Annotated in this window: 15 protein-coding genes; 12 read left to right on the forward strand and 3 right to left on the reverse strand. The window is 68.9% G+C overall.

The genetic code is table 11. The annotated features are described in order from the left end of the window. Window positions 1-157: 157 nt before the first annotated feature. The 6 genes from dapB to recJ all read left to right on the forward strand — a co-directional run bounded on the left by dapB (window position 158) and on the right by recJ (window position 8,622). Window positions 158-865, forward strand: a complete 708-nt coding sequence (dapB, locus tag FQY83_RS02310; protein ID WP_146384645.1) for a 4-hydroxy-tetrahydrodipicolinate reductase — start codon at window positions 158-160, stop codon at window positions 863-865. A 208-nt stretch (window positions 866-1,073) separates the two neighbouring features. Further along, window positions 1,074-2,195 (forward strand): glutamine-hydrolyzing carbamoyl-phosphate synthase small subunit, encoded by a 1,122-nt coding sequence (carA, locus tag FQY83_RS02315; protein WP_146384647.1) that lies wholly within the window; start codon window positions 1,074-1,076, stop codon window positions 2,193-2,195. Window position 2,196: 1 nt separating this feature from the next. Next, on the forward strand, window positions 2,197-5,445 hold the full coding sequence (gene carB, locus FQY83_RS02320) for a carbamoyl-phosphate synthase large subunit (protein WP_146384650.1): 3,249 nt from the start codon (window positions 2,197-2,199) through the stop codon (window positions 5,443-5,445). Between the two features lie 21 nt (window positions 5,446-5,466). Further along, window positions 5,467-5,931 carry a transcription elongation factor GreA gene (greA, locus tag FQY83_RS02325; RefSeq protein ID WP_192906666.1) on the forward strand — a complete coding sequence of 155 codons (465 nt, stop codon included), beginning with the start codon at window positions 5,467-5,469 and terminating at the stop codon, window positions 5,929-5,931. A 7-nt stretch (window positions 5,932-5,938) separates the two neighbouring features. Next, entirely contained in the window at window positions 5,939-6,883 is a 945-nt protein-coding gene (locus FQY83_RS02330; protein WP_146384653.1) for a phosphoglycerate mutase, read from the forward strand. Beyond that, complete coding sequence (recJ, locus tag FQY83_RS02335; RefSeq protein ID WP_238333371.1) at window positions 6,880-8,622, forward strand: single-stranded-DNA-specific exonuclease RecJ; 1,743 nt, start codon at window positions 6,880-6,882, stop codon at window positions 8,620-8,622. The genes FQY83_RS02330 and recJ overlap by 4 nt, the downstream gene beginning before the upstream one ends. Window positions 8,623-8,655: 33 nt before the next feature. Here recJ and FQY83_RS02340 read toward each other — a convergent pair whose 3' ends face one another. Continuing rightward, window positions 8,656-9,855 (reverse strand): acyltransferase family protein, encoded by a 1,200-nt coding sequence (locus FQY83_RS02340; RefSeq protein ID WP_146384657.1) that lies wholly within the window; start codon window positions 9,853-9,855, stop codon window positions 8,656-8,658. Between the two features lie 156 nt (window positions 9,856-10,011). On the opposite strand from FQY83_RS02340, the gene FQY83_RS02345 reads away from it, so the two are divergent. The 5 genes from FQY83_RS02345 (at window position 10,012) to FQY83_RS02365 (ending at window position 17,324) form a co-directional block, all read left to right on the forward strand. Next, window positions 10,012-10,890, forward strand: coding sequence for a LytTR family DNA-binding domain-containing protein (locus FQY83_RS02345; RefSeq protein ID WP_146384659.1), 879 nt, complete (start codon window positions 10,012-10,014; stop codon window positions 10,888-10,890). A gap of 143 nt (window positions 10,891-11,033) precedes the next feature. Further along, a protein-coding gene (prfB, locus tag FQY83_RS02350) for a peptide chain release factor 2 (RefSeq protein WP_146384661.1) occupies window positions 11,034-12,162 on the forward strand; the annotation gives its coding sequence in 2 pieces (ribosomal slippage) (window positions 11,034-11,108 and window positions 11,110-12,162; 1,128 coding nt in all). A 168-nt stretch (window positions 12,163-12,330) separates the two neighbouring features. Beyond that, window positions 12,331-13,854 carry a lysine--tRNA ligase gene (gene lysS / locus FQY83_RS02355; protein ID WP_146384663.1) on the forward strand — a complete coding sequence of 508 codons (1,524 nt, stop codon included), beginning with the start codon at window positions 12,331-12,333 and terminating at the stop codon, window positions 13,852-13,854. Window positions 13,855-14,098: 244 nt separating this feature from the next. Next, window positions 14,099-15,160, forward strand: a complete 1,062-nt coding sequence (locus tag FQY83_RS02360) for a response regulator (RefSeq protein ID WP_146384665.1) — start codon at window positions 14,099-14,101, stop codon at window positions 15,158-15,160. 34 nt (window positions 15,161-15,194) lie between these two features. After that, a complete protein-coding gene (locus FQY83_RS02365) occupies window positions 15,195-17,324 on the forward strand; it encodes a response regulator (protein ID WP_146384667.1) in 2,130 nt (709 codons plus the stop codon). A 52-nt stretch (window positions 17,325-17,376) separates the two neighbouring features. Here the strand turns inward: FQY83_RS02365 and FQY83_RS02370 are convergent, their stop codons facing one another. Both FQY83_RS02370 and FQY83_RS02375 read right to left on the reverse strand, forming a co-directional pair. Further along, window positions 17,377-18,276, reverse strand: a complete 900-nt coding sequence (locus tag FQY83_RS02370; protein WP_146384669.1) for a crotonase/enoyl-CoA hydratase family protein — start codon at window positions 18,274-18,276, stop codon at window positions 17,377-17,379. A gap of 180 nt (window positions 18,277-18,456) precedes the next feature. Then, entirely contained in the window at window positions 18,457-20,133 is a 1,677-nt protein-coding gene (locus FQY83_RS02375; RefSeq protein WP_146384671.1) for a long-chain fatty acid--CoA ligase, read from the reverse strand. A 145-nt stretch (window positions 20,134-20,278) separates the two neighbouring features. Between FQY83_RS02375 and FQY83_RS02380 the strand changes: the two genes are divergently transcribed. Beyond that, a complete protein-coding gene (locus tag FQY83_RS02380; protein WP_238333372.1) occupies window positions 20,279-20,782 on the forward strand; it encodes a nuclear transport factor 2 family protein in 504 nt (167 codons plus the stop codon). The last annotated feature ends 110 nt before the right edge of the window (window positions 20,783-20,892 follow it).

Raw genomic sequence — 20,892 nt, forward strand, 5'->3', positions numbered from 1 at the left:
CCTCTTTGGCACAAACCACTACATTCCGTCGTCCCCGCGAAGGCGGGGATCCAGCGTCTTTGCTGTTGATTTCAAAGGCAAAGTCCCTGGATTCCCGCTTTCGCGGGAATGACGACGTTGGTTTACGTTCGGCATGAAACTGCTCTAGCCTGCACCCATGACCACTCCCGTCCGCCTGCTGATCCACGGTGCCTCCGGCCGCATGGGCCAGGCGCTGCTGCGCCTGGCCACCGAGCGGCCCGGCCTGCAGGTCGTGGCCGCGGTGCAGCGCAAGGTCGACCAGCGCGTGCTCGACGGCGTGCCGCATTTCGCCAGCAGCGAGCTGGCGGCTGCGCCGGCCTTCGACGTCGCGATCGATTTCAGCCTGCCCGAAGCCTTCGACCCGGTGCTGGCGCTGTGCGCGGAGCGGGGCAGCGCCTTCGTCTCCGGCACCACCGGGCTGTCCGGGGCGCAGCGCGAGGCGCTGGAGACCGCGTCCGCGCGCATCCCGCTGCTGTGGGCCTCGAACTTCAGCCTCGGCGTCGCGATCCTCGACGAACTGGTGGAGCGCGCCGCGGCGGCGCTGCCGGGCTGGGACTGCGACATCGTCGAGTCGCACCACACCAGGAAGAAGGATGCGCCGTCCGGGACCGCGCTGTCGCTGGGCGCGGCGGCGGAGCGGAACGGGGCGACGCCGCGCTACGCCTCGATCCGCGCGGGCGACATCGTCGGCGAGCATCTCGTCCAGTTCAGCGGCGCCGGCGAACGCATCGAACTGGTTCATCGTGCAACCAACCGCGACATCTTCGCCCGCGGCGCCCTGCATGCGGCGGCGCGGCTGGCGGGCCGCCCGCCCGGCGCCTACCGCCTGCGCGACGTGCTGTAGGAACGCCTTCAGGCGCGATGCTCTGCTTGTCCGGGGCATCGGGGCGAAAAGAGTCGCGCCTGAAGGCGCTCCTGCGGAAAATCGGGGCCGCCCGGGCTGGCGTCGCAACCCCCGTGCCGGTATCATTCCCGCTCGCCTGATTCCTCACGCCTCCGGACCGGTTCCGCCCGCTCCGGCGGTTTTTTGCAACCCCACGTAGGCGAAGCCAGTGACCCAAACCGCAATCCTCGTCCTCGAAGACGGCACCGTGTTCGAGGGCGTTTCCGTGGGCGCGACCGGCCTGTCGGTCGGCGAGGTGGTGTTCAACACCGCCATGACCGGCTACCAGGAAGTGCTCACCGATCCCTCGTACGCGCGCCAGCTGGTGACGCTGACCTATCCGCACATCGGCAACACCGGCTGCACCGACCGGGACGACGAGGCCACGAAGGTCTGGGCCTCCGGGCTGATCGTGCGCGACGTGCCGCGCCGGCCGAGCAACTGGCGCAGCCAGGTGGCGCTGCCCGAATGGCTGCGCGCACGCGGCATCGTCGCGATCTCCGGCATCGACACGCGCCGGCTCACGCGCCTGCTGCGCGACCGCGGCGCGCAGAACGGCGCGCTGATGGCCGGGGAGATCGACGTCGACAAGGCGCTGGAAGCCGCGCGCAAGTTCCCCGGCCTCAAGGGCATGGACCTGGCGAAGGTCGTCAGCACGGCCGAGTCCTACGCCTGGTCCGAAGGCCAGCTCGACCTCGACGCCAACGCCTTCGTCTCCGCGCCGCCGAAGTTCAAGGTCGTCGCCTACGACTACGGCGTGAAGCACAACATCCTGCGCATGCTCGCCGAACGCGGCTGCGCGCTGACCGTGGTGCCGGCGCAGACGCCCGCCGCCGAAGTGCTGGCGATGGAACCCGACGGCGTGTTCCTCTCCAACGGCCCCGGCGACCCGGAGCCCTGCGACTACGCGATCGCCGCGATCCGCGAGTTCATCGCGAAGAAGGTCCCGACCTTCGGTATCTGCCTCGGCCACCAGCTGCTCGGCCTCGCCGCGGGCGCGAAGACCATGAAGATGCCGCATGGTCACCACGGCGCCAACCACCCGGTGCAGGACCTCGACAGCGGCCGGGTGATGATCACCTCGCAGAACCACGGCTTCGCGGTGGACGAGGCCACGCTGCCGGGCAACGTGCGCGTCACCCATCGCTCGCTGTTCGACGGCACCAACCAAGGCATCGAATTGACCGACGCGCCGGCATTCTCGTTCCAGGGGCACCCGGAAGCGTCGCCCGGCCCGCACGACGTCTCCCCGCTGTTCGACCGCTTCGTGGCGTCGATGGAGAAGCACTGACATGCCCAAGCGTTCCGACATCCAGACCATCCTGATCATCGGCGCCGGCCCGATCGTCATCGGCCAGGCCTGCGAGTTCGACTACTCCGGCGCGCAGGCCTGCAAGGCGCTGCGCGAGGAGGGCTACCGCGTCGTCCTGGTGAACTCGAACCCGGCGACGATCATGACCGACCCTTCGAGCGCCGACGCGGTCTACATCGAGCCGATCAACTGGCAGACGGTCGAGAAGATCATCGCCAAGGAAAAGCCCGACGCGCTGCTGCCGACCATGGGCGGCCAGACCGCACTCAACTGCGCGCTCGACCTGGCCGACAACGGCGTGCTGGAGAAGTACGGCGTCGAGCTGATCGGCGCCAAGCGCGAGGCCATCCGCATGGCCGAGGACCGCGAGCTGTTCCGTGTCGCGATGGCCGAGATCGGGCTGGAGTGCCCCAAGGCCGAGGTCGCGAAGTCGTTCGAGCAGGCGGTCGACATCCAGACGCGCGTCGGCTATCCGACCATCATCCGCCCCAGCTTCACCCTCGGCGGCAGCGGTGGCGGCATCGCCTACAACAGGGAAGAGTTCGAGGACATCGTCAAGCGCGGCCTCGAGTTGTCGCCGGTCGGCGAGGTGCTGGTCGAGGAATCGGTGCTCGGCTGGAAGGAGTTCGAGATGGAGGTGGTCCGCGACACCGCGGACAACTGCATCATCGTCTGCTCGATCGAGAACCTCGACCCGATGGGCGTGCACACCGGCGACAGCATCACCGTCGCGCCGGCGCAGACGCTCACCGACAAGGAATACCAGCGCCTGCGCGACGCCTCGATCGCGGTTCTGCGCAAGATCGGCGTCGACACCGGCGGCTCGAACGTGCAGTTCGGCATCAACGCCGAAACCGGGCGGGTAGTGGTGATCGAGATGAACCCGCGCGTGTCGCGCTCCTCGGCGCTGGCGTCGAAGGCGACCGGCTTCCCGATCGCCAAGGTCGCGGCCAAACTCGCCGTCGGCTACACCCTCGACGAGCTGCGCAACGAGATCACCGGCGGCAAGACTCCGGCCTCGTTCGAGCCGTCGATCGACTACGTGGTCACCAAGATCCCGCGCTTCGCCTTCGAGAAGTTCCCGCAGGCCGACGCGCGCCTGACCACGCAGATGAAGTCGGTCGGCGAGGTGATGGCGATGGGCCGCACCTTCCAGGAATCGGTGCAGAAGGCGCTGCGCGGGCTGGAGACCGGCAAGGTCGGCTTCGATCCGACGGAACTGGACCTGTCCGACGAGACCGACCTCGCCACGCTGCGGCGCGAAGTGAAGGAACCGGGGCCGGAACGCCTGTTCTACCTCGCCGACGCCTTCCGCGCCGGGCTGTCGGTCGAGGAGGTATTCTCGCTGTCGTTCGTCGATCCCTGGTTCCTCGACCAGATCGAGGAGATCGTCCAGGTCGAGCGCGAGGTCGCGGGCGCCGGCATCGACGCGCTCGACGGCCCGCGCCTGCGCGCGCTCAAGCGCATGGGCTTCTCCGACGCGCGGCTGGCGCAGCTGGTGGGCACGGACGAATCCGCGGTCCGCGCCCTGCGCCGTGCGCACGGCGTCAGGCCGGTCTACAAGCGCGTGGACTCCTGCGCCGCCGAGTTCGCCACGACCACCGCCTACATGTACTCGACCTACGAGGAAGAGTGCGAGGCCGCGCCGACCGACCGTGACAAGATCATCGTGCTCGGCGGCGGCCCCAACCGCATCGGCCAGGGCATCGAGTTCGACTACTGCTGCGTGCACGCCGCGCTGGCGCTGCGCGAGGACGGGTTCGAGACCATCATGGTCAACTGCAACCCGGAAACCGTCTCCACCGACTACGACACTTCCGATCGCCTGTACTTCGAGCCGCTCACCCTCGAGGACGTGCTGGAGATCGTCGAGCTGGAGAAGCCCAAGGGCGTGATCGTGCAGTATGGCGGGCAGACGCCGCTCAAGCTGGCGCGCGCGCTGGAGGCCAACGGCGTGCCGATCATCGGCACCTCGCCCGAGTCGATCGACCTGGCCGAGGACCGCGAGCGCTTCCAGAAGCTGGTCGACAGCCTCGGCCTGAAGCAGCCGCCCAACCGTACCGCGCGCAGCGCCGAGGAGGCGCTGGTGCTGGCCAAGGAGATCGGCTATCCGCTGGTCGTGCGCCCGAGCTACGTGCTCGGCGGCCGCGCCATGGAGGTGGTGCACGCCGACGCCGACCTCGCGCGCTACATGCGCGACGCGGTCAAGGTCTCGAACGATTCGCCGGTGCTGCTCGACCGCTTCCTCGACAACGCGGTGGAAGTGGACATCGACGTCATCGCCGACAAGGACGGCAACGTGCTGATCGGCGGCGTGATGGAGCACATCGAGGAGGCCGGCGTGCATTCGGGCGATTCATCGTGCTCGCTGCCGCCGTACTCGCTGCCCGTTGAAGTGCAGGCGCACCTGCGCGAGCAGGTGGTGGCGCTGGCCAGGGCGCTGGACGTCGTCGGCCTGATGAACACCCAGTTCGCGGTGCAGCACGACAACGGCGACGCGGTGATCTACCTGCTGGAAGTGAACCCGCGCGCCTCGCGCACGGTGCCGTTCGTGTCGAAGGCGACCGGGCTGGCACTGGCGAAGATCTCGGCGCGCTGCATGGCCGGCAAGACGCTGGCCGAGCAGGGCGCGACGAAGGAGATCGTGCCGGAGTACTTCTCGGTGAAGGAGGCGATCTTCCCGTTCGCCAAGTTCCAGGGCGTCGATCCGATCCTGGGGCCCGAGATGCGCTCGACCGGCGAGGTGATGGGCGTGGGCCGCAACTTCGGCGCGGCGTTCGCGCGCGCGCAGGAGGCGGCCAACATCAAGGCGCCGCCGACCTCGGGCAAGGCCTTCGTCTCGGTGCGCGACCCGGACAAGCAGCGCGTGCTGCCGGTCGCCCGCGACCTGGTCGAGCGCGGGTACGCCATCGTCGCCACCGCCGGCACCGCGAAGTGGCTGCGCGAGAACGGCATCGAATGCGAGCAGGTCAACAAGGTGCTGGAAGGCCGTCCGCACATCGTCGACCTGATCAAGAACGGCGAGATCGCCTACATCGTCAACACCACCGAGGGGCGGCAGGCGATCTCCGATTCGTTCTCGATCCGGCGCGAGGCGCTGCAGCAGCGGGTGACGTACTCGACCACCATTGCCGGCGCCCGGGCCTTGCTGCATTCTCTGGAATACCGCGGCAGCGGCCCGGTGTGGGCGCTGCAGGAACTCCACAACGAACTGCGCAAGGACGCCTGAGAGACCCGCATGAGAGCACCCATGACCATGGCCGGCGCGCAGCGGCTGCGCGCCGAACTCGAGGAACTCAAGTCGGTCAAGCGGCCGGCGGTGATCAACGCCATCGCCGAGGCGCGCGCGCACGGCGACCTCAAGGAAAACGCCGAGTACCACGCAGCGCGCGAGCAGCAGGGCTTCATCGAGGGCCGCATCAAGCAGCTCGAGGGCGAGCTGTCGCACGCCGACATCATCGACGTCGCCAAGTTGAACGCCGGCGACAAGGTGGTGTTCGGCGCCACGGTGACGATCGCCGACGTCGAGACCGACGAAGAGAAGCGCTACCAGATCGTCGGCGACCTCGAGGCCGACATCAAGCTGGGCCTGATCGCGATCTCCTCGCCGGTGGCGCGCGCGCTGATCGGCAAGCACGAGGGCGACAGCGTGACCATCGCGGCCCCGGCCGGCGAGCGCGAGTACGAGATCGTCAGCGTCAGCTACGGCGCCTGACCGGCCGATGGCGGGCGCTTCGGCCACGCTGCTGTTGCCCGCCGCGCGCCGCTTCGGCGCGCAGGCGCTGTCCGCGACCGCGGCGCAGGCGCTTGGACGTGCGGATGCGTCCGGTGGCCTTGGCGACGGGCGGCGCGCGCAGTTGCTCCGGCACCTGCAGCCGATTCCGAACCATTGGCCGATCGCGGCGCTGACGCGCCAGCTCGACGCCGGCGATGCCGCCGGCGCGGCCTGGCTGCGCGCCGATCCCTGCCGGGTGCAGCCCGACATCAACGGCGCGCGCCTGCTCGGCCTCGGCGAGACGCTGGGGCTGACCGCGGAGGATGCCGCGCAGCTGCTGCCCGCGCTCAGGCCGCTGTTCGGCGACGCGGGCTTCCCGATCGACGCGCCGGTGGCGGCGCGCTGGTACCTGCGGCTGCCGCGCGAGGCGAAGGTCCCGGCGTTCACCGAGCCCGACGACGCGCTCGGCACCGACCTGTTCGACCACCTGGCCGAGGGCAGCGAGGGCCGCCGCTGGCGCAGCCTGCTCAGCGAGGCGCAGGTGGTCCTGCACAACCATCCCTGGAATGCGCGGCGCGCGGAGTCGGGCAGGACGCCGGTGAACTCGCTGTGGTTCTGGGGCGCGGGCGTGCTGCCGGACCACGTGCGCTCGCCGCATGCGGCGTTCTGCAGCGGCGACGACACGGCCGCCGCGATCGCCGCGGCCGCCGGCATCCGCCGGCCGCTACCGGCGCGGTTCGAGCCGATCGAGGATGACGCGGTGTTCGACCTGACCGGCGCGCGCGACCTGTCCGCGCTTGAACAGGCCTGGCTGCAGCCGGCGCTGGCGGCGCTGCGGCGCGGCGAACTCCGGGTGCTGCGGATCGACACCGAGGACGGTGCGGCGTTCGACCTCGCGCGGGGACAGCGCTGGCGCTTCTGGCGTCGTCCGCGGACGGGCTTCGGGGTTTGACCGCGCCGCGGATCCGGCGCCGCAGCGTGGACGTGCGCGGCGAGTGGCCCGACAGCGTGCCGCCGCTGCTGCGGCGCATCTACGCGGCGCGAGGCGCCGACGATCCCGTACTGGCGCAGCCGAAGCTGGCGCAGCTGCCGTCGCCGGATGCCCTGGGCGGGCTCGACGTCGCGGTGGCGCTGCTGTCCGACGCGATCGCGCGCGATGCACGCATCCTCGTCGTCGGCGATTTCGATGCCGATGGCGCCACCGCCTGCGCGCTCGCCGTGCGCGGGCTGCGCATGCTCGGCGCGCGCGAGGTGGTGCATGCGGTGCCCAATCGCATGGTGCACGGGTATGGGTTGTCGCCAGGGCTGGTGGGGGAGCTTGTCGGGCTGAAGCCCGAGCTATTGGTGACCGTGGATCATGGGGTGGCCTGTCATGCGGGGGTGGGCGCGGCGAAGGTGCTCGGCTGGAAGGTGCTGGTGACCGACCACCACCTGCCGGGCGATGCGCTGCCGCCGGCCGATGCCATCGTCAATCCCAACCTGCGCGGTGACGGCTTTCCCTGCAAGGCGCTGGCCGGCGTGGGCGTGCTGTTCTACGTGCTGCTGGCGCTGCGCCGCCACCTGCGCGAGGCCGGCGCGTTCGCAGGTGCGGTTCCCGATCTGTCCACGCTGCTCGATCTCGTCGCGGTCGGCACCGTCGCCGACCTCGTGCCGCTGGACGCGACCAACCGCGCGCTGGTGTCCGCCGGCCTGCGGCGGCTGCGCGCCGGGCAGGGCTGTGCCGGGCTGCAGGCGCTGATCGAAGTCTCCGGCCGCAAGGCCGGGGCGCTGACCGCGGCCGACATCGGCTTCGCGGTCGCGCCGCGACTCAATGCGGCCGGTCGGCTCGAGGACATGTCGCTCGGGATCGAGTGCCTGCTCACCGACGATCCGGGGCATGCCGGCGAACTGGCCGCGCAGTTGCACCGGATCAACGCCGAACGTCGCGGCGTGCAGCAGGTGATGGTCGACGAGGCCGAAGCCGCGCTGGCCGCCGTGCCGGCGCCCGGCACGGGCGCGCCGGCGATGGCGGTGTGCCTGTTCGATCCCGAATGGCATCCGGGCGTGGTCGGGCTGGTCGCCTCGAAGCTCAAGGAGCGCCTGCACCGGCCGGTGGTCGCGTTTGCGCCGGCCGAGCCGGGCAGCGAGCAGCTGCGCGGATCCGCGCGCTCGATCCCCGGGCTGCACGTCCGCGACGCGCTGGCGGCCGTCGATGCCCGGCATCCGGGGCTGGTCGAACGCTTCGGCGGGCACGCGATGGCGGCGGGGCTGAGCCTGCGGCGCGAGCGGTTCGCCGCGTTCGAGCAAGCGTTCGCCGAAGCGGTCCGCAACATGCTCGATCCGGCGCTGCTGCAGTCCGAACTGGTGACCGACGGCGAACTGTCGCCGGCCGAGTTCGACCGCTTCCACGCCGACGCGCTCCGCGACGGCGGCCCGTGGGGACAAGGGTTCCCCGAGCCGCTGTTCGACGGCGTGTTCGACGTGGCCGACTGGCGCGTCGTCGGCGAGCGCCACCTCAAGCTGGTGCTGCGCGGCGAGGGCATCGCGACGCCGATCAATGCGATCCACTTCGGCGGCTGGACCGGCGAGCGCCCCGCCGCGCGCTGCCGTCTCGCCTACCGGCTGGCACCGGACCACTACCGCGGCGGGCAGGCGATCCAGCTGATCGTCGAGCATCTCGCGCCGGCCCTCGATCCTGGCCCGCTCCTGTAGGAACGGGGCAGAGGTAAGAGCAGCCGCAGTCAGTCAGGCCACCTGTGGCACGGCAGCCGGCGCACGTTCCCGGAACCTGAGCCCGAACAGCGGCCGCAGCGGCGGAATGCGGCGGATGAGCTCGTAGCCGGCGAAGCACAGGCCGAAGGTCAGCACCACCAGCAGCGGCCCCTCCAGCAGCGGCGGCAGGTCGAACGGCTTGAGGTTGTGCGCCAGCACCACGGTGATCGTCTGGTGCAGGATGTAGACCGGGAAGATCGCCTGCGACAGGTAGCGCAGGGCAGGGCTGTCGCCGGGCGCCCACTGCCGGGCGAAGCCGAGGATGGCCACGATCGCGCACCACTGGTTCAGGCCCCAGGCGCCGCGCATCGCCAGCCGCAGTCCCTGCGGCGGGGCGATATCGGTGAAGTAGCCGAAGTAGGCGACGATCGCGAGCCAGCTGCCCAGCCACAGCGCCAGCGCCGGCCAGCGCGCGCGCTGGATCGCCTCCCAGACCGCGCTTGAGCGCGCGACGAGGAAGCCGAGCAGGAAGATGCCGAAGTACTGGACGTGGTTGTACCAGTCGTCGACCAGCGCATGCGTCGAGTCGAAGATGCCGATCAGCGCGATCCGGGCGACGGCGAAGAACAGGATCGGCCACAGCAGGAGGCCGCCGGTCGAGGTCAGGGCGCTGGCGAGGCTGGCGGCGAAGGCCTCCAGCCGCCGCGGCGCAAGCTTCAGCAGCAGCCACAGCGCGACGGTGTAGACCCACAGGTAGGCGACGAACCAAAGGTGGTTCCAGGTCGGCACGTCGAGGCAGTCGTCGCCGCGGCAGAAGCCGTCGTCGTTGGCGAGGTAGCGTCCCCAGAACGCGAGGTAGCCGTCGTGGTAGCCGCCCGGCAGCTTCTCGACGACCTCGTAGTACGCCTGCGGCACCACCACCACGAGCATGCCGAAGACCAGCGGAACCAGCAGCCGCCAGGACCTCGCGCCGAGGAACCGTGGCGTACTGCCACGGGCCTCGGCCTCGCGCCGGGCCTTGCCCAGCAGGAACGCGGTCGCCGCGCCCGACACCAGGAACAGCAGCGACAGCCGCCACGGCGAGGTCAGCATCATGAACGGCTGCAGCGCCGGTCCGGCGTAGGGGCTGTTCACGTGCCACTCCCAGGTCACGTAGTACATGCCGACGTGATAGAGCACCAGCAGCATGAAGGCGAGGACGCGGACCCAGTCGAGGTCGAAACGGCGTTGCATGGCGGAGGTTCCGGTTCGGGTGGACGGGGAGGAGGATCCGCGCGGCGGCCTCGGCGCCAAGCCCGAAGTGATCGTACGACCGGTCCCGGGGACGAACCGCGGACCCGCGGGACGAACCGGGGGCGTCGATCCGGTCCCCGTCCGTAGAATGCGCGCATGCAACCCAGCGTGCGAACCGCCTACGAACGCTATCGCCCCTGGCGGCGCTGGGTGGAGATCGGCTTCTTCGCCGCGGTCCTCGTCGTCAACGCCGTAGGCAACACCGTCACCACCTGGATCGACCTCAACCGCTCCGAGCCGGGCCGGGTGCCGATGTGGGAGCCGGCGGTCTGGGAGGGGAGCAGCGCGCTGCTGTGGACCGTGATCATTCCCCTGGTCGCCGTGCTCACCTGGCGCTGGCCCACGCACTGGGACAACTGGCGCCGGCGCCTGCCGCTGCACCTGGTCGCGAGCGTGGCGGTTTCGCTGGTCCACGTGTCGGGCATGGTTGGCCTGCGCGTCCTGGCGTATCGCTGGCAGGGAGCGGACTACGACTTCGGGCCCTGGCCGCGCGAGCTGGGCTACGAATACCTCAAGGACGTGCGCACCTACCTCGGCTTCGTCGTGATCATCGAGGTCTACCGCCTGCTGCTGCGCCGCCTGCAGGGCGAGGCCAGCTTCCTGGCCGCGCCCGACGACGGGCCGCCGGTGGAAGCGGTGGACCGGCCGGACCGGTTCCTCGTGCGCAAGCTCGGCCGTGAGTTCCTGGTCGCGGCCAACGACATCGAATGGCTGCAGGCCTCGGGCAACTACGTCAACCTGCGCGTGCGCGGCCACGACTATCCGCTGCGCAGCACGATTGCCGGGATCGAGGCCCGGCTCGACCCGGCCCGATTCCTGCGCATCCACCGCAGCTATATCGCCAACCTCGACCACCTGGCCTCGATCGAGCCGCTGGACACCGGCGATGCGCGCGTGCACCTGAAGGACGGCACCGCGCTGCCCTGCAGCCGCCGCTACCGCGGCGAACTGCGCGATCGCCTGGGCGAGTCCTGAAGCAGCTGCAGGGGAGCGACCCCGGTCGCGCAGGTGCCCTGCGACGCGTCGGGGCGCAGGCCGTCGCGATTGAAATCGCGCCTGCACGCCGGCGGCCGGCAATTGCTAGAATCACCGGCTGTTTTTTGCCCGGTGTTCCCCACATGATCGAACTCAATCCCGTGCGCCAGCGCATCGCCGACCTGACCGGCCGGCTGGATGCGCTGAGGGGGTTTCTTTGACTACGATGCCAGGCGCGAGCGGCTCGAAGAAGTAGAGCGCGAGCTCGAGAACCCCGACATCTGGAACGATCCCGAACGCGCCCAGGCGCTGGGCCGGGAGCGTTCGATGCTCGACAAGACCGTCAACGGCATCCGCAACCTGACCGAGGGCCTGTCTGGCGCCGGCGAACTGCTGGAACTGGCCGAGGCCGAGGACGACGAAGAGACCGCGCAGGCCGTGGTCGACGACGTCGAGCGCCATGCCGGCGAAGTCGACAAGCTGGAATTCCAGCGCATGTTCTCCGGCGAGATGGACGGCACCAACGCCTTCGTCGACATCCAGGCCGGCGCCGGCGGCACCGAGGCGCAGGACTGGGCCGAGATGCTGCTGCGCATGTACCTGCGCTGGGCCGAGTCGCGCGGCTGGAAGACCGAACTGCTGGAAGTCAGCGGCGGCGAGGTGGCGGGCATCAAGTCGGCGACCTTCCGCGTGGAGGGCGAGTTCGCCTACGGCTGGCTCAAGACCGAGACCGGCGTGCACCGGCTCGTGCGCAAGTCGCCGTTCGATTCCGACAACCGACGCCACACCAGCTTCACCTCGGTGTTCGTGTCGCCGGAAGTCGACGACAACATCGACATCGAGATCAACCCGGCCGACCTCAAGACCGACGTCTACCGTTCGTCCGGCGCCGGCGGCCAGCACGTCAACAAGACCGAGTCCGCGGTCCGCATCACCCACGTGCCGAGCGGAATCGTGGTGGCCTGCCAGACCGAGCGCAGCCAGCACGCCAACCGCGACCGCGCGATGAAGATGCTGGCCGCGAAGCTGTACGAGATGGAGATCCAGAAGCGCAACGCCGAGCGCGATGCGGTGGAAGCCACCAAGTCCGACATCGGCTGGGGCAGCCAGATCCGCAACTACGTGCTCGACCAGAGCCGGATCAAGGACCTGCGCACGGGCATCGAGCGCAGCGACACGCAGAAGGTGCTCGACGGCGACCTCGACGAATTCGTCGAGGGCAGCCTGAAGGCCGGCCTTGAGGCGGGTTCCAAACGTTCCGACGCCGTTTGAATTGTCATCCCGACCCCGGACTTGATCCGGGGGAGGGATCTCGCTTCGGCCTGCATCGATGCAACTGAAAGCAGATCCCTCGCTGCGCTCGGGATGACAAACATTTAGGCTGTCCCGATTCCCGATTCCCGATTCCCGATTCCCGATTCCCGATTCCCGATTCCCGACATGACCGACCCGACCCAGCCGCAGAACGCCCCCGCCGACGAGAACGTCCTGATCGCCGAGCGGCGCGGGAAACTGTCGGCGCTGCGCGGGCAGGGCATTGCCTTTCCCAACGATTTCAGGCGCAGCGACTACGCGGCCGACCTGCAGGCCGAGTACGCCGACGCCGAGCGCTGGACCGGCGAGGCGCTGGAATCGACCGGCCGCCGGGTCACGCTCGCCGGGCGCATGCTCGCCAAGCGGGTGATGGGCAAGGCCGCGTTCGCGCAGGTCCAGGACGTCAGCGGCCGCATCCAGCTGTTCCTGCAGTCGGCGACGCTGGGCGGCACCTACGACGCGTTCAAGGGCTGGGACGTGGGCGACATCGTCGCGGTCGAGGGCACGCTGATGCGCACCAAGACCGGCGAGCTGTCGGTCAAGGCCGAAACCCTGCGCCTGCTGACCAAGTCGCTGCGCCCGCTGCCGGACAAGTGGCACGGCCTGTCCGACGTCGAGCAGCGCTACCGCCAGCGCTACGTCGACCTGGTGGTGACGCCCGAGGCGCGCGAGGTCTTCGTCAAGCGTTCGCGGATCATCGCCGCGATCCGCCGCTGGCTCGACGCGCGCCGCTTCCTCGAAGTGGAGACGCCGATGATGCACTACATCGCCGGCGGCGCCACCGCGCGTCCGTTCACCACCCACCACAACGCGCTCGACCTCGACCTGTACCTGCGCGTCGCCCCCGAGCTCTACCTCAAGCGCCTGGTCGTCGGCGGCTTCGAGCGCGTCTACGAGATCAACCGCAACTTCCGCAACGAAGGCGTCAGCACCCGGCACAACCCCGAGTTCACGATGCTGGAGCTGTACGAGGCCTACGTCGCCTACGAGGAGGTCATGGACCTGACCGAATCGCTGATCCGCGACGTGGCGATGGACACGCTTGGCACCACCGCGCTGCAGTGGGAAGGCAACGCCATCGACGTCGGTCCCGCCTTCCGCCGCTGGAAGCTGGAGGAAGCCGTGCGCGAGCTCAACCCGCACATCAGCGAAGCCGACTGCCGCGACCGCGAGGCGCTGGCGCGCCACTGCGCCGCGCTGAAGATCCCGGTCAAGCCGGGTTACGGCTGGGGCAAGCTGCTGCTGGAGATCTTCGAGAAGACGGTGGAGCAGGGGCTCATCCAGCCGACCTTCATCACCCACTACCCGGTCGAGGTCTCGCCGCTGGCGCGCGAGTCCGACCGCGAGCCGGGCATCACCGACCGCTTCGAGCTGTTCATCGGCGGCAAGGAGATCGCCAACGGCTTCTCCGAGCTGAACGACCCGGAGGACCAGGCCGCGCGCTTCCGCGCCCAGGTCGAGGCCAAGGACGGCGGCGACGACGAGGCCATGCACTACGACGCCGACTACATCCGCGCGCTGGAGGTCGGCCTGCCGCCCACGGGCGGCCTGGGCGTCGGCATCGACCGGCTGGTGATGCTGTTCACGGATTCGGCCTCGATCCGCGACGTGCTGCTGTTCCCGTACATGCGTCCGGAAGCCGGCGGATAAGCCGGCCGTGGCGCTCGCGGCGGGCCGGCGGCTCCTGCCCGGCTGTCAGCGCAATGTGAATTTTTAGGGCATCATTCGGTCAATTGTTGACCCATGGACGCCCGGCTCTTCGTTGATTCATTGAGCTGGGTCTCATTTCTGGACGGAACCGATGCGGGCACAGGACTTGCTTCCGAATACCTCATCTGGCGACGCTCCCGCCCCGGACCGCGGGACGGGTCGCCTCCCGGGAACTGCAGACCAGATGAACATCGTCATCGTCGACGACCAGACCTCCGCACGCACCATGCTGCGGCACATCCTCGAGGACATCAGTCCCGAGCTGGACGTGCTCGACTTCGGCGATCCCCAGCTCGCGCTGCGCTGGTGCGAGGAGAACCGGCCCGACCTGCTGCTGCTTGACTACCGCATGCCGGTCATCGACGGACTGGAGTTCGCCCGCCGCTTCCGCAAGCCGCTGCTGCACCGCGACGTGCCGATCGTGCTGGTCACCGTGGTCGGCGACGAGCCGATCCGGCAGGCCGCGCTCGACGCCGGCGTCATCGATTTCCTGGTCAAGCCGGTGCGCCCGCGCGAACTGCGCGCGCGCTGCCGCAACCTGCTGCAACTGCGCCAGCAGTCCGAATCGATCAAGCAGCGCGCGCTGTCGCTGGAGCAGCGCCTGCTCTCGAGCATGCACGAGGTCGAGGAGCGCGAGCGCGAGACCCTGCACCGGCTCGCCCGCGCGATCGAGTACCGCGACGCCGGCACCAGCGCCAACCTGGCGCGCCTCGCGGCGATCGCGGGCATGGTCGCCGAACACCTGGGCCTGTTCGAGGACGAGGTGCGGATGATCGAGCTGGCCGCGCCGCTGCACGACATCGGCAAGATCGCGATCCCCGACGCGCTGCTGCTCAAGCCCGGCCCGCTGGACGAGGCCGAGATGGCGCAGATGCGCCAGCATCCGCGGATCGGCCACGAACTGCTGACCGGCAGCCAGAACCGCTTCATCCAGATGAGCGCCACCATCGCGCTGCGCCACCAGGAGCGCTACGACGGCAGCGGCTATCCCGACGGGCTCGCGGGGGACCAGATCCCGCTCGAGGCGCGCATCGTCGCGGTCGCCGACGTGTTCGACGCGCTGGTGTCCAAGCGCCCGTACAAGCGCGCCTGGACCATCGACGAGGCCCTGCAGTACATCGAGGAGCAGTCGGGCAAGCTGTTCGACCCGGCCTGCGTCGACGCCCTGCTCAAGGACCGCGGCCGGATCGACGACATCTGCCAGCGGTTCGCCGCGCCACCGCCCAAGGCGGCGTCGGGTGGATAGCCCGCGGGCATTGATCGATGCGGTCCGGGGCCGGTTGAGCGGCCGCCCGGACAGCGAGCACGCGCAGGCGATCGTGCGGCTCGTGATCGCCTCCCTGCTCCTGTCCTACCTCGGTTGGCTGAAGATCGGCGAGCAGGGCACCAACGTCGATCTCACGCTCGCGGTGATGGCGGGCGAGGCGATCGTGGCCGCGGCGATCATGGTCGCCATCCTGCTGAAGCCGGGCGTGTCGCACGTCCGCCGCTGGATCGGCATGATCACCGACTACGCGACGCTCGCGACCCTCATGCTGCTCAAGCCGGCGGAACTGTCGCCGCTGTACGTGATCATCCTGTGGGTCACGATCGGCAACGGCATGCGCTACGGCAGCCGCTACCTGATTTCGGCGTCGGTACTGGCCTCGCTTGCGTTCCTGTCGGTGGTCGCGTTCTCGAGCTACTGGTGGCAGCAGCCGTTCCTCGCGGGGGGGCTGCTGCTGGGTCTGTTCGCGATCCCGCTGTACCTGTCGTCCCTGCTGCGCGACCTGCATCGCGTCACCGAGGAGGCGAAGCGGGCCAACGAGGCCAAGTCGCGCTTCCTCGCGAGCATGAGCCACGAGTTCCGTTCCCCGCTCAACGGCATCATCGGCATGTCCGAGCTGCTGCGGAACATGAAGCTCAATGCCGAGCAGCGCGAGTGCGCGGAGGTCATCCACGCCTCGGCGCACACCCTGCTGTTCCTGGTCGACGACGTGCTCGACATCTCGGCGATCGAGGCCGGCAAGCTCAAGCGCAAGGACGCGGATTTCGAACTGCCCGACGTGCTCAAGCGCGTGCAGCAGATGCTGCAGCCGCAGGCCGATGCGAAGTCGCTGAAGCTGTCGGTCGCCGCCGACGAGCGGGTTCCGTCGAGCCTGCACGGCGATGGCGCCTACCTGACCCAGATCCTCCTCAACCTCACCCACAACGCGATCAAGTTCACGTCCACCGGTTCGGTGGCGCTGCAGGTGTCGCTGCTGGAGGAGGGCACGGCGGGGGCGCGCCTGCGCTTCTCGGTCCGCGACACAGGGATCGGGATTCCCGACGAACACAAGCAACGGATCTTCCAGGCGTTCGAGCAGGTCGACTCCGGGCCGAGCCGCAGGTTCGGCGGCACCGGCCTCGGCACCACGATCGCGCAGACCCTGGCGCGGCTGATGGGCGGCGAACTGGGGCTCGACGACAACCCCGGCGGCGGCAGTCATTTCTGGGCGGACATTCCGTTCGAGGTGCGCGTCGAGCAGGTCGCGGAACAGCATGGCTTGCAGGCCGGCGGCAAGGTCGTCGCCTTCGACGACCCGTTCGTCCGCCATCGCGCGCGTGTGCGCAACCTGCGCATCCTGGTCGCGGACGACCAGCACGCCAATCGGCGCGTCCTGGTCAGGATCCTGGAAAAGGCCGGGCACGCCGTGCTGACCGCCACCAACGGCGACGAGGCGCTTGACCGCTTCGAGGGCGGCGGCATCGACCTGGCGATCCTCGACATGCACATGCCCCAGGTCAGCGGGATCGACGTGATCAAGCACCTGCGCTACATGCAGGCGGGCACCGCGCGTACGCCGGTGATCGTGCTCAGCGCCGACGCCACGCCCCAGGCAGCCGAGCAGGCGCGCGCCGCGGGGGCGCGGGCGTTCCTGACGAAACCGGTGGCGGTGGCCCGGCTGCTGGAAACCATCGCCGATGCGGTGAAGGCGCAGGTGGATCCGCAGGAAGCCAAGGCGGTCGGCGATCTCGTCGAGCCGTCGGCCCCGCGCTCGGAACTGCTCGAGGAACTGGCGGAGATGGGGCTGGGGGAAGAGTTCCTCGTGTCCTTCGTCGACCAGTGCCTCAAGGACGCTGCGTCGTGCCTGGTCCGCCTCGGCGACGACGGGCGGCGGCGCGACTGGAACGACTTCCGCGACGGTGCGCACGCGCTCAAGGGAATTTCCCAGAACCTCGGCGCCTGGGTCATCGCCGAACGCTGCCAGCAGATCATGCGCGCCAGCGACGAATTCCTGGTGCGCGACCACGGCCGGCTCGTCGAGGAACTCGGGACGCAGTTGCACGTGGCCGTGCAGCAGAGCAAGCGCGAAGTGGAGCGCATCCTGCGCAACCAGCCGGCCGGCGATACCGGCCGGGGCGGAGGGGCGGGACCCGAAGCGTCCTGACTCCGCCGGGGAAAGCGCCCGCGCCGGCCCGTGCCGGGCGCGGGCAGGGCGGTCAACCGACCATGCTGACGCGGTCTTCGCCGTAGCTGCTGGCCGCGCGCTTCTGCTGCGCGCGCACCAGACGCTCCATCGTCCGCAGGCCGCGGTCGTTCAGGCGCATCGCCGCATCCACCCACTGGGTGGTGACCGACAGCAGTTCCTCCAGGCTCACGGGGCTGCAGGCCTGGCGGACGCTGTTCATCGAACGCAGGGCGTTGCCGATGCGCTTGTGCTTGCGGATGAGTTCGCGTGCGGCGTTGATGCCTTCGCCCTTGGGCACCACCATGTCGACCACGCCCATTTCGAGCAGCTCGGCGGCGCCGTAGACGTTGGCGTCGAGCATCATCCGCTCGGCCTTCGCCGGCGGCACTCGCCGGGTGAGGAAGGTGTAGGCGCCCATGCCCGGGAACAGATCGAACAACACCTCGGGGAATCCCATTCCGGCGCCTTCCTCCATGATGATCGTGTTGCAGCACAGCGCGGATTCGAAGCCGCCGCCGAGCGCGTCGCCCTGCACGACGGCGATGCTGTGCACACGATCCTCGTACAGGCGGGAGAAGTTGAAGGCCACCTCGACGCAGAGCTTGGCGTAGTCGAGCAGGCGCCCGCGGTTGCCGTTGCGGATCATCTGCGAGAACAGGGCGAGGTCGCCGCCGAGGTTGAAGACGTCGGTATCGGAGGCCAGGACCAGGTGGTGGATCCCGGCGTGGGGGTCGCGGTCCGCGGCGAGGGTCCGGCGGATCCCCTCCTGGCTGCGCTTGAGTTCGTTGAGCAGGCGCTCGGAAAAGCAGGGGTGGTACATCGGTGTCGGGTTGGCGTGCATGAAGCACCAGTCGATACCCGCTTCCTCTTCACGCACATGGCGCACCAGGGAAGAATCGACACCGAAGGACGAGGATTGGATGATGGACATGGCGCGGACTCCGGCAGGACACAGGGATGGGAAGGGAAGGGCACAGCGACTGGCTCGCCAAGCGAGGCCAGTCGACTATACACCCGGGTTATGCAACGTTAAGTCGAATGAAGAATTTGTTATTCGACCCCGTGGCGCCGGCCTGTCCGTCGGCCGGTCCCTTTCCTCCGAACGCCGGGCTTATGCCGGTCCGGGGTCCCTCAACTCGCGCCGCAGGATCTTGCCGACGTTCGTTTTGGGCAATTCGTCACGGAATTCGACGTGTTTGGGCTGCTTGTAGCCGGTCAGGTTGGCCCGGGCGTGTGCCTTGACCTGGTCCGCGGTCAGGCCCGGATCCTTCTTGACGATGACCAGTTTCACCGCCTCGCCGGACTTGTCGTCCGGGACGCCGACTGCCGCGACTTCCAGCACGCCGGGCATCATCGCGATGACGTCCTCGATCTCGTTCGGATACACGTTGAAGCCCGACACCAGGATCATGTCCTTCTTGCGGTCGACGATGTAGAAGAATCCCTGCTCGTCCATCTTCGCCATGTCGCCGGTGTGCAGCCAGCCGTCGGCGTCGATCGAGGCGGCGGTGTCCTCGGGGCGGTTCCAGTAGCCCTTCATCACCTGCGGGCCCTTGATGCACAGTTCGCCGACCTCGCCGCCGGCGAGCTGGCGGCCGTCCTCGCCCTTGACGCAGGCATCGGTGGAGGGCACCGGCAGGCCGATCGCGCCGTTGTACTCGGCCAGGTCCATCGGGTTGATGCAGGCGGCCGGGGAGGTTTCGGTCAGGCCGTAGGCCTCGATCAGGGTGACGCCGGTCACCTGCTTCCAGCGCTCGGCCACTGCGCGCTGCACGGCCATGCCGCCGCCCAGGGTGGTGTGCAGCGAGGAAAAGTCGATCTGGTCGAAGCCGGGCGTGTTGAGCAGTCCGTTGAACAGCGTGTTGACGCCGGTGATCGCGGTGAACGGCTCCTTCTTCAGTTCCTTGACGAACGCCGGCATGTCGCGCGGGTTCGTGATCAGGATGTTCTTGGCGCCGAACTTCATGAAGACCAGCCCGTTCGCCGTCAACGCGAAGATGTGGTACAGCGGCAGTGCGGTGACGATCACTTCCTTGCCCGGCGTTACCGCACTGCCGACCCAGGCCGCGGCCTGCTGCATGTTGGCGACGAGGTTGCGGTGGGTGAGCATCGCGCCCTTGGCCACGCCGGTGGTGCCGCCGGTGTACTGCAGGAAGGCGATGTCGTCGTGGGTGATCGAGATTTCCGGCAGCTCGTGCAGGCGGCCGAGCGTGAGCGTGTCCCTGAAGCGCACCGCCGACGGGATGTCGTAGTCGGGCACCATCTTCTTCACGTTGCGCAGCACGAAGTTGACGATCGCGCCCTTGGGGAAGCCGAGCATGTCGCCGAGCCCGGTGGTGATCACCTGCCTGACCGGGGTGTCGGCCACGACGTCCTGCACGGTCTTGGCGAAATTGTCGAGCACCAGGATCACGCTTGCGCCGGAGTCGACCATCTGGTGCTTCAGCTCGCGCGGCGTGTACATCGGGTTGACGTTGACCACCGTCAGGCCGGCGCGCAGCACGCCGAAGGTCGCGATCGGATACTGCAGGCAGTTGGGCATCATGATCGCGACGCGATCGCCCTTCTTGAGCTTCAGCTCGCCGAGCAGGTAGGCGGCGAACTGACGACTGAGCTGGTCGATCTCGCTGTAGGTGAGCGACTTGCCCATGTTGGTGAACGCCGGCCGGTCGCCGTACTGGCGGATCGACTGCTCGAGCACTGCGGGAATCGACGGGAATTCATCGACGTCGATCTCCGCCGGGACACCGGCGGGATATTGCGCGAGCCACGGGCGTTCTGTCGTCATTCGATCCCCTCCATGATGCTGTCAGGCCGGCATTCTGTGCGATACCGTTCAGTATGGATTGGAGCATAGGCCCCCGGGGCTGGCAAGGCGCGGGCGGGGCGCCGGCGACGCGCGCGAACGACGCATTCCCGTACAGTACGTGGGCATGGAAAAACGCATGGTGATCAACGGGGCGGGCATTCCCGCCGGGGCATCGGCACCGACGGGAAATCGCGTCCGCCCGGTGCCGGCGGTGCCCTGGATATTGTTGCTGCTGCTGGCGCTGGCGGCGTGTTCGCGCAGCGATCCGGAAACCGCACTGCGCGGAAGCGTTGCGTCCCTGCAGGCGGCGCTCGAACAGCGGGATGCTGCTGCGATGCAGCAGCACCTGGCGGAGGATTTCATCGGCAACGGGGGGCTCGATCGCGACGGCGCGCGCCGGCTGGCGGCGATGTACCTGCTGCGACACCGCGATATCGGCATCACCACGGGGCCGCTGGAGGTCGAGATGGCGGCCGAGCATGCCACCGTGCGTTTCACGGCGATGCTGCGCGGCGGATCGGGCCGCGCACTGCCGGATGCGGCGCAGGTCTACGATGTGGAGACCGGCTGGCGGCTGGACGATGGCGATTGGAAGCTCGCCAGTGCGCGTTGGGCGCCGGCGCTCTGAGTCGGAATGGAGTCGGCTGCGTCTGCCCATCGCGTCGGGAAGGGAGCCCGGCCCGGATTCTGGACGTCTTCTCATCTGCCTCTTTGTCGACATTCCCTTGTCGTCATCCC

The organism is Luteimonas marina, assembly GCF_007859325.1.
Taxonomy (GTDB): Bacteria; Pseudomonadota; Gammaproteobacteria; order Xanthomonadales; family Xanthomonadaceae; genus Luteimonas; species Luteimonas marina.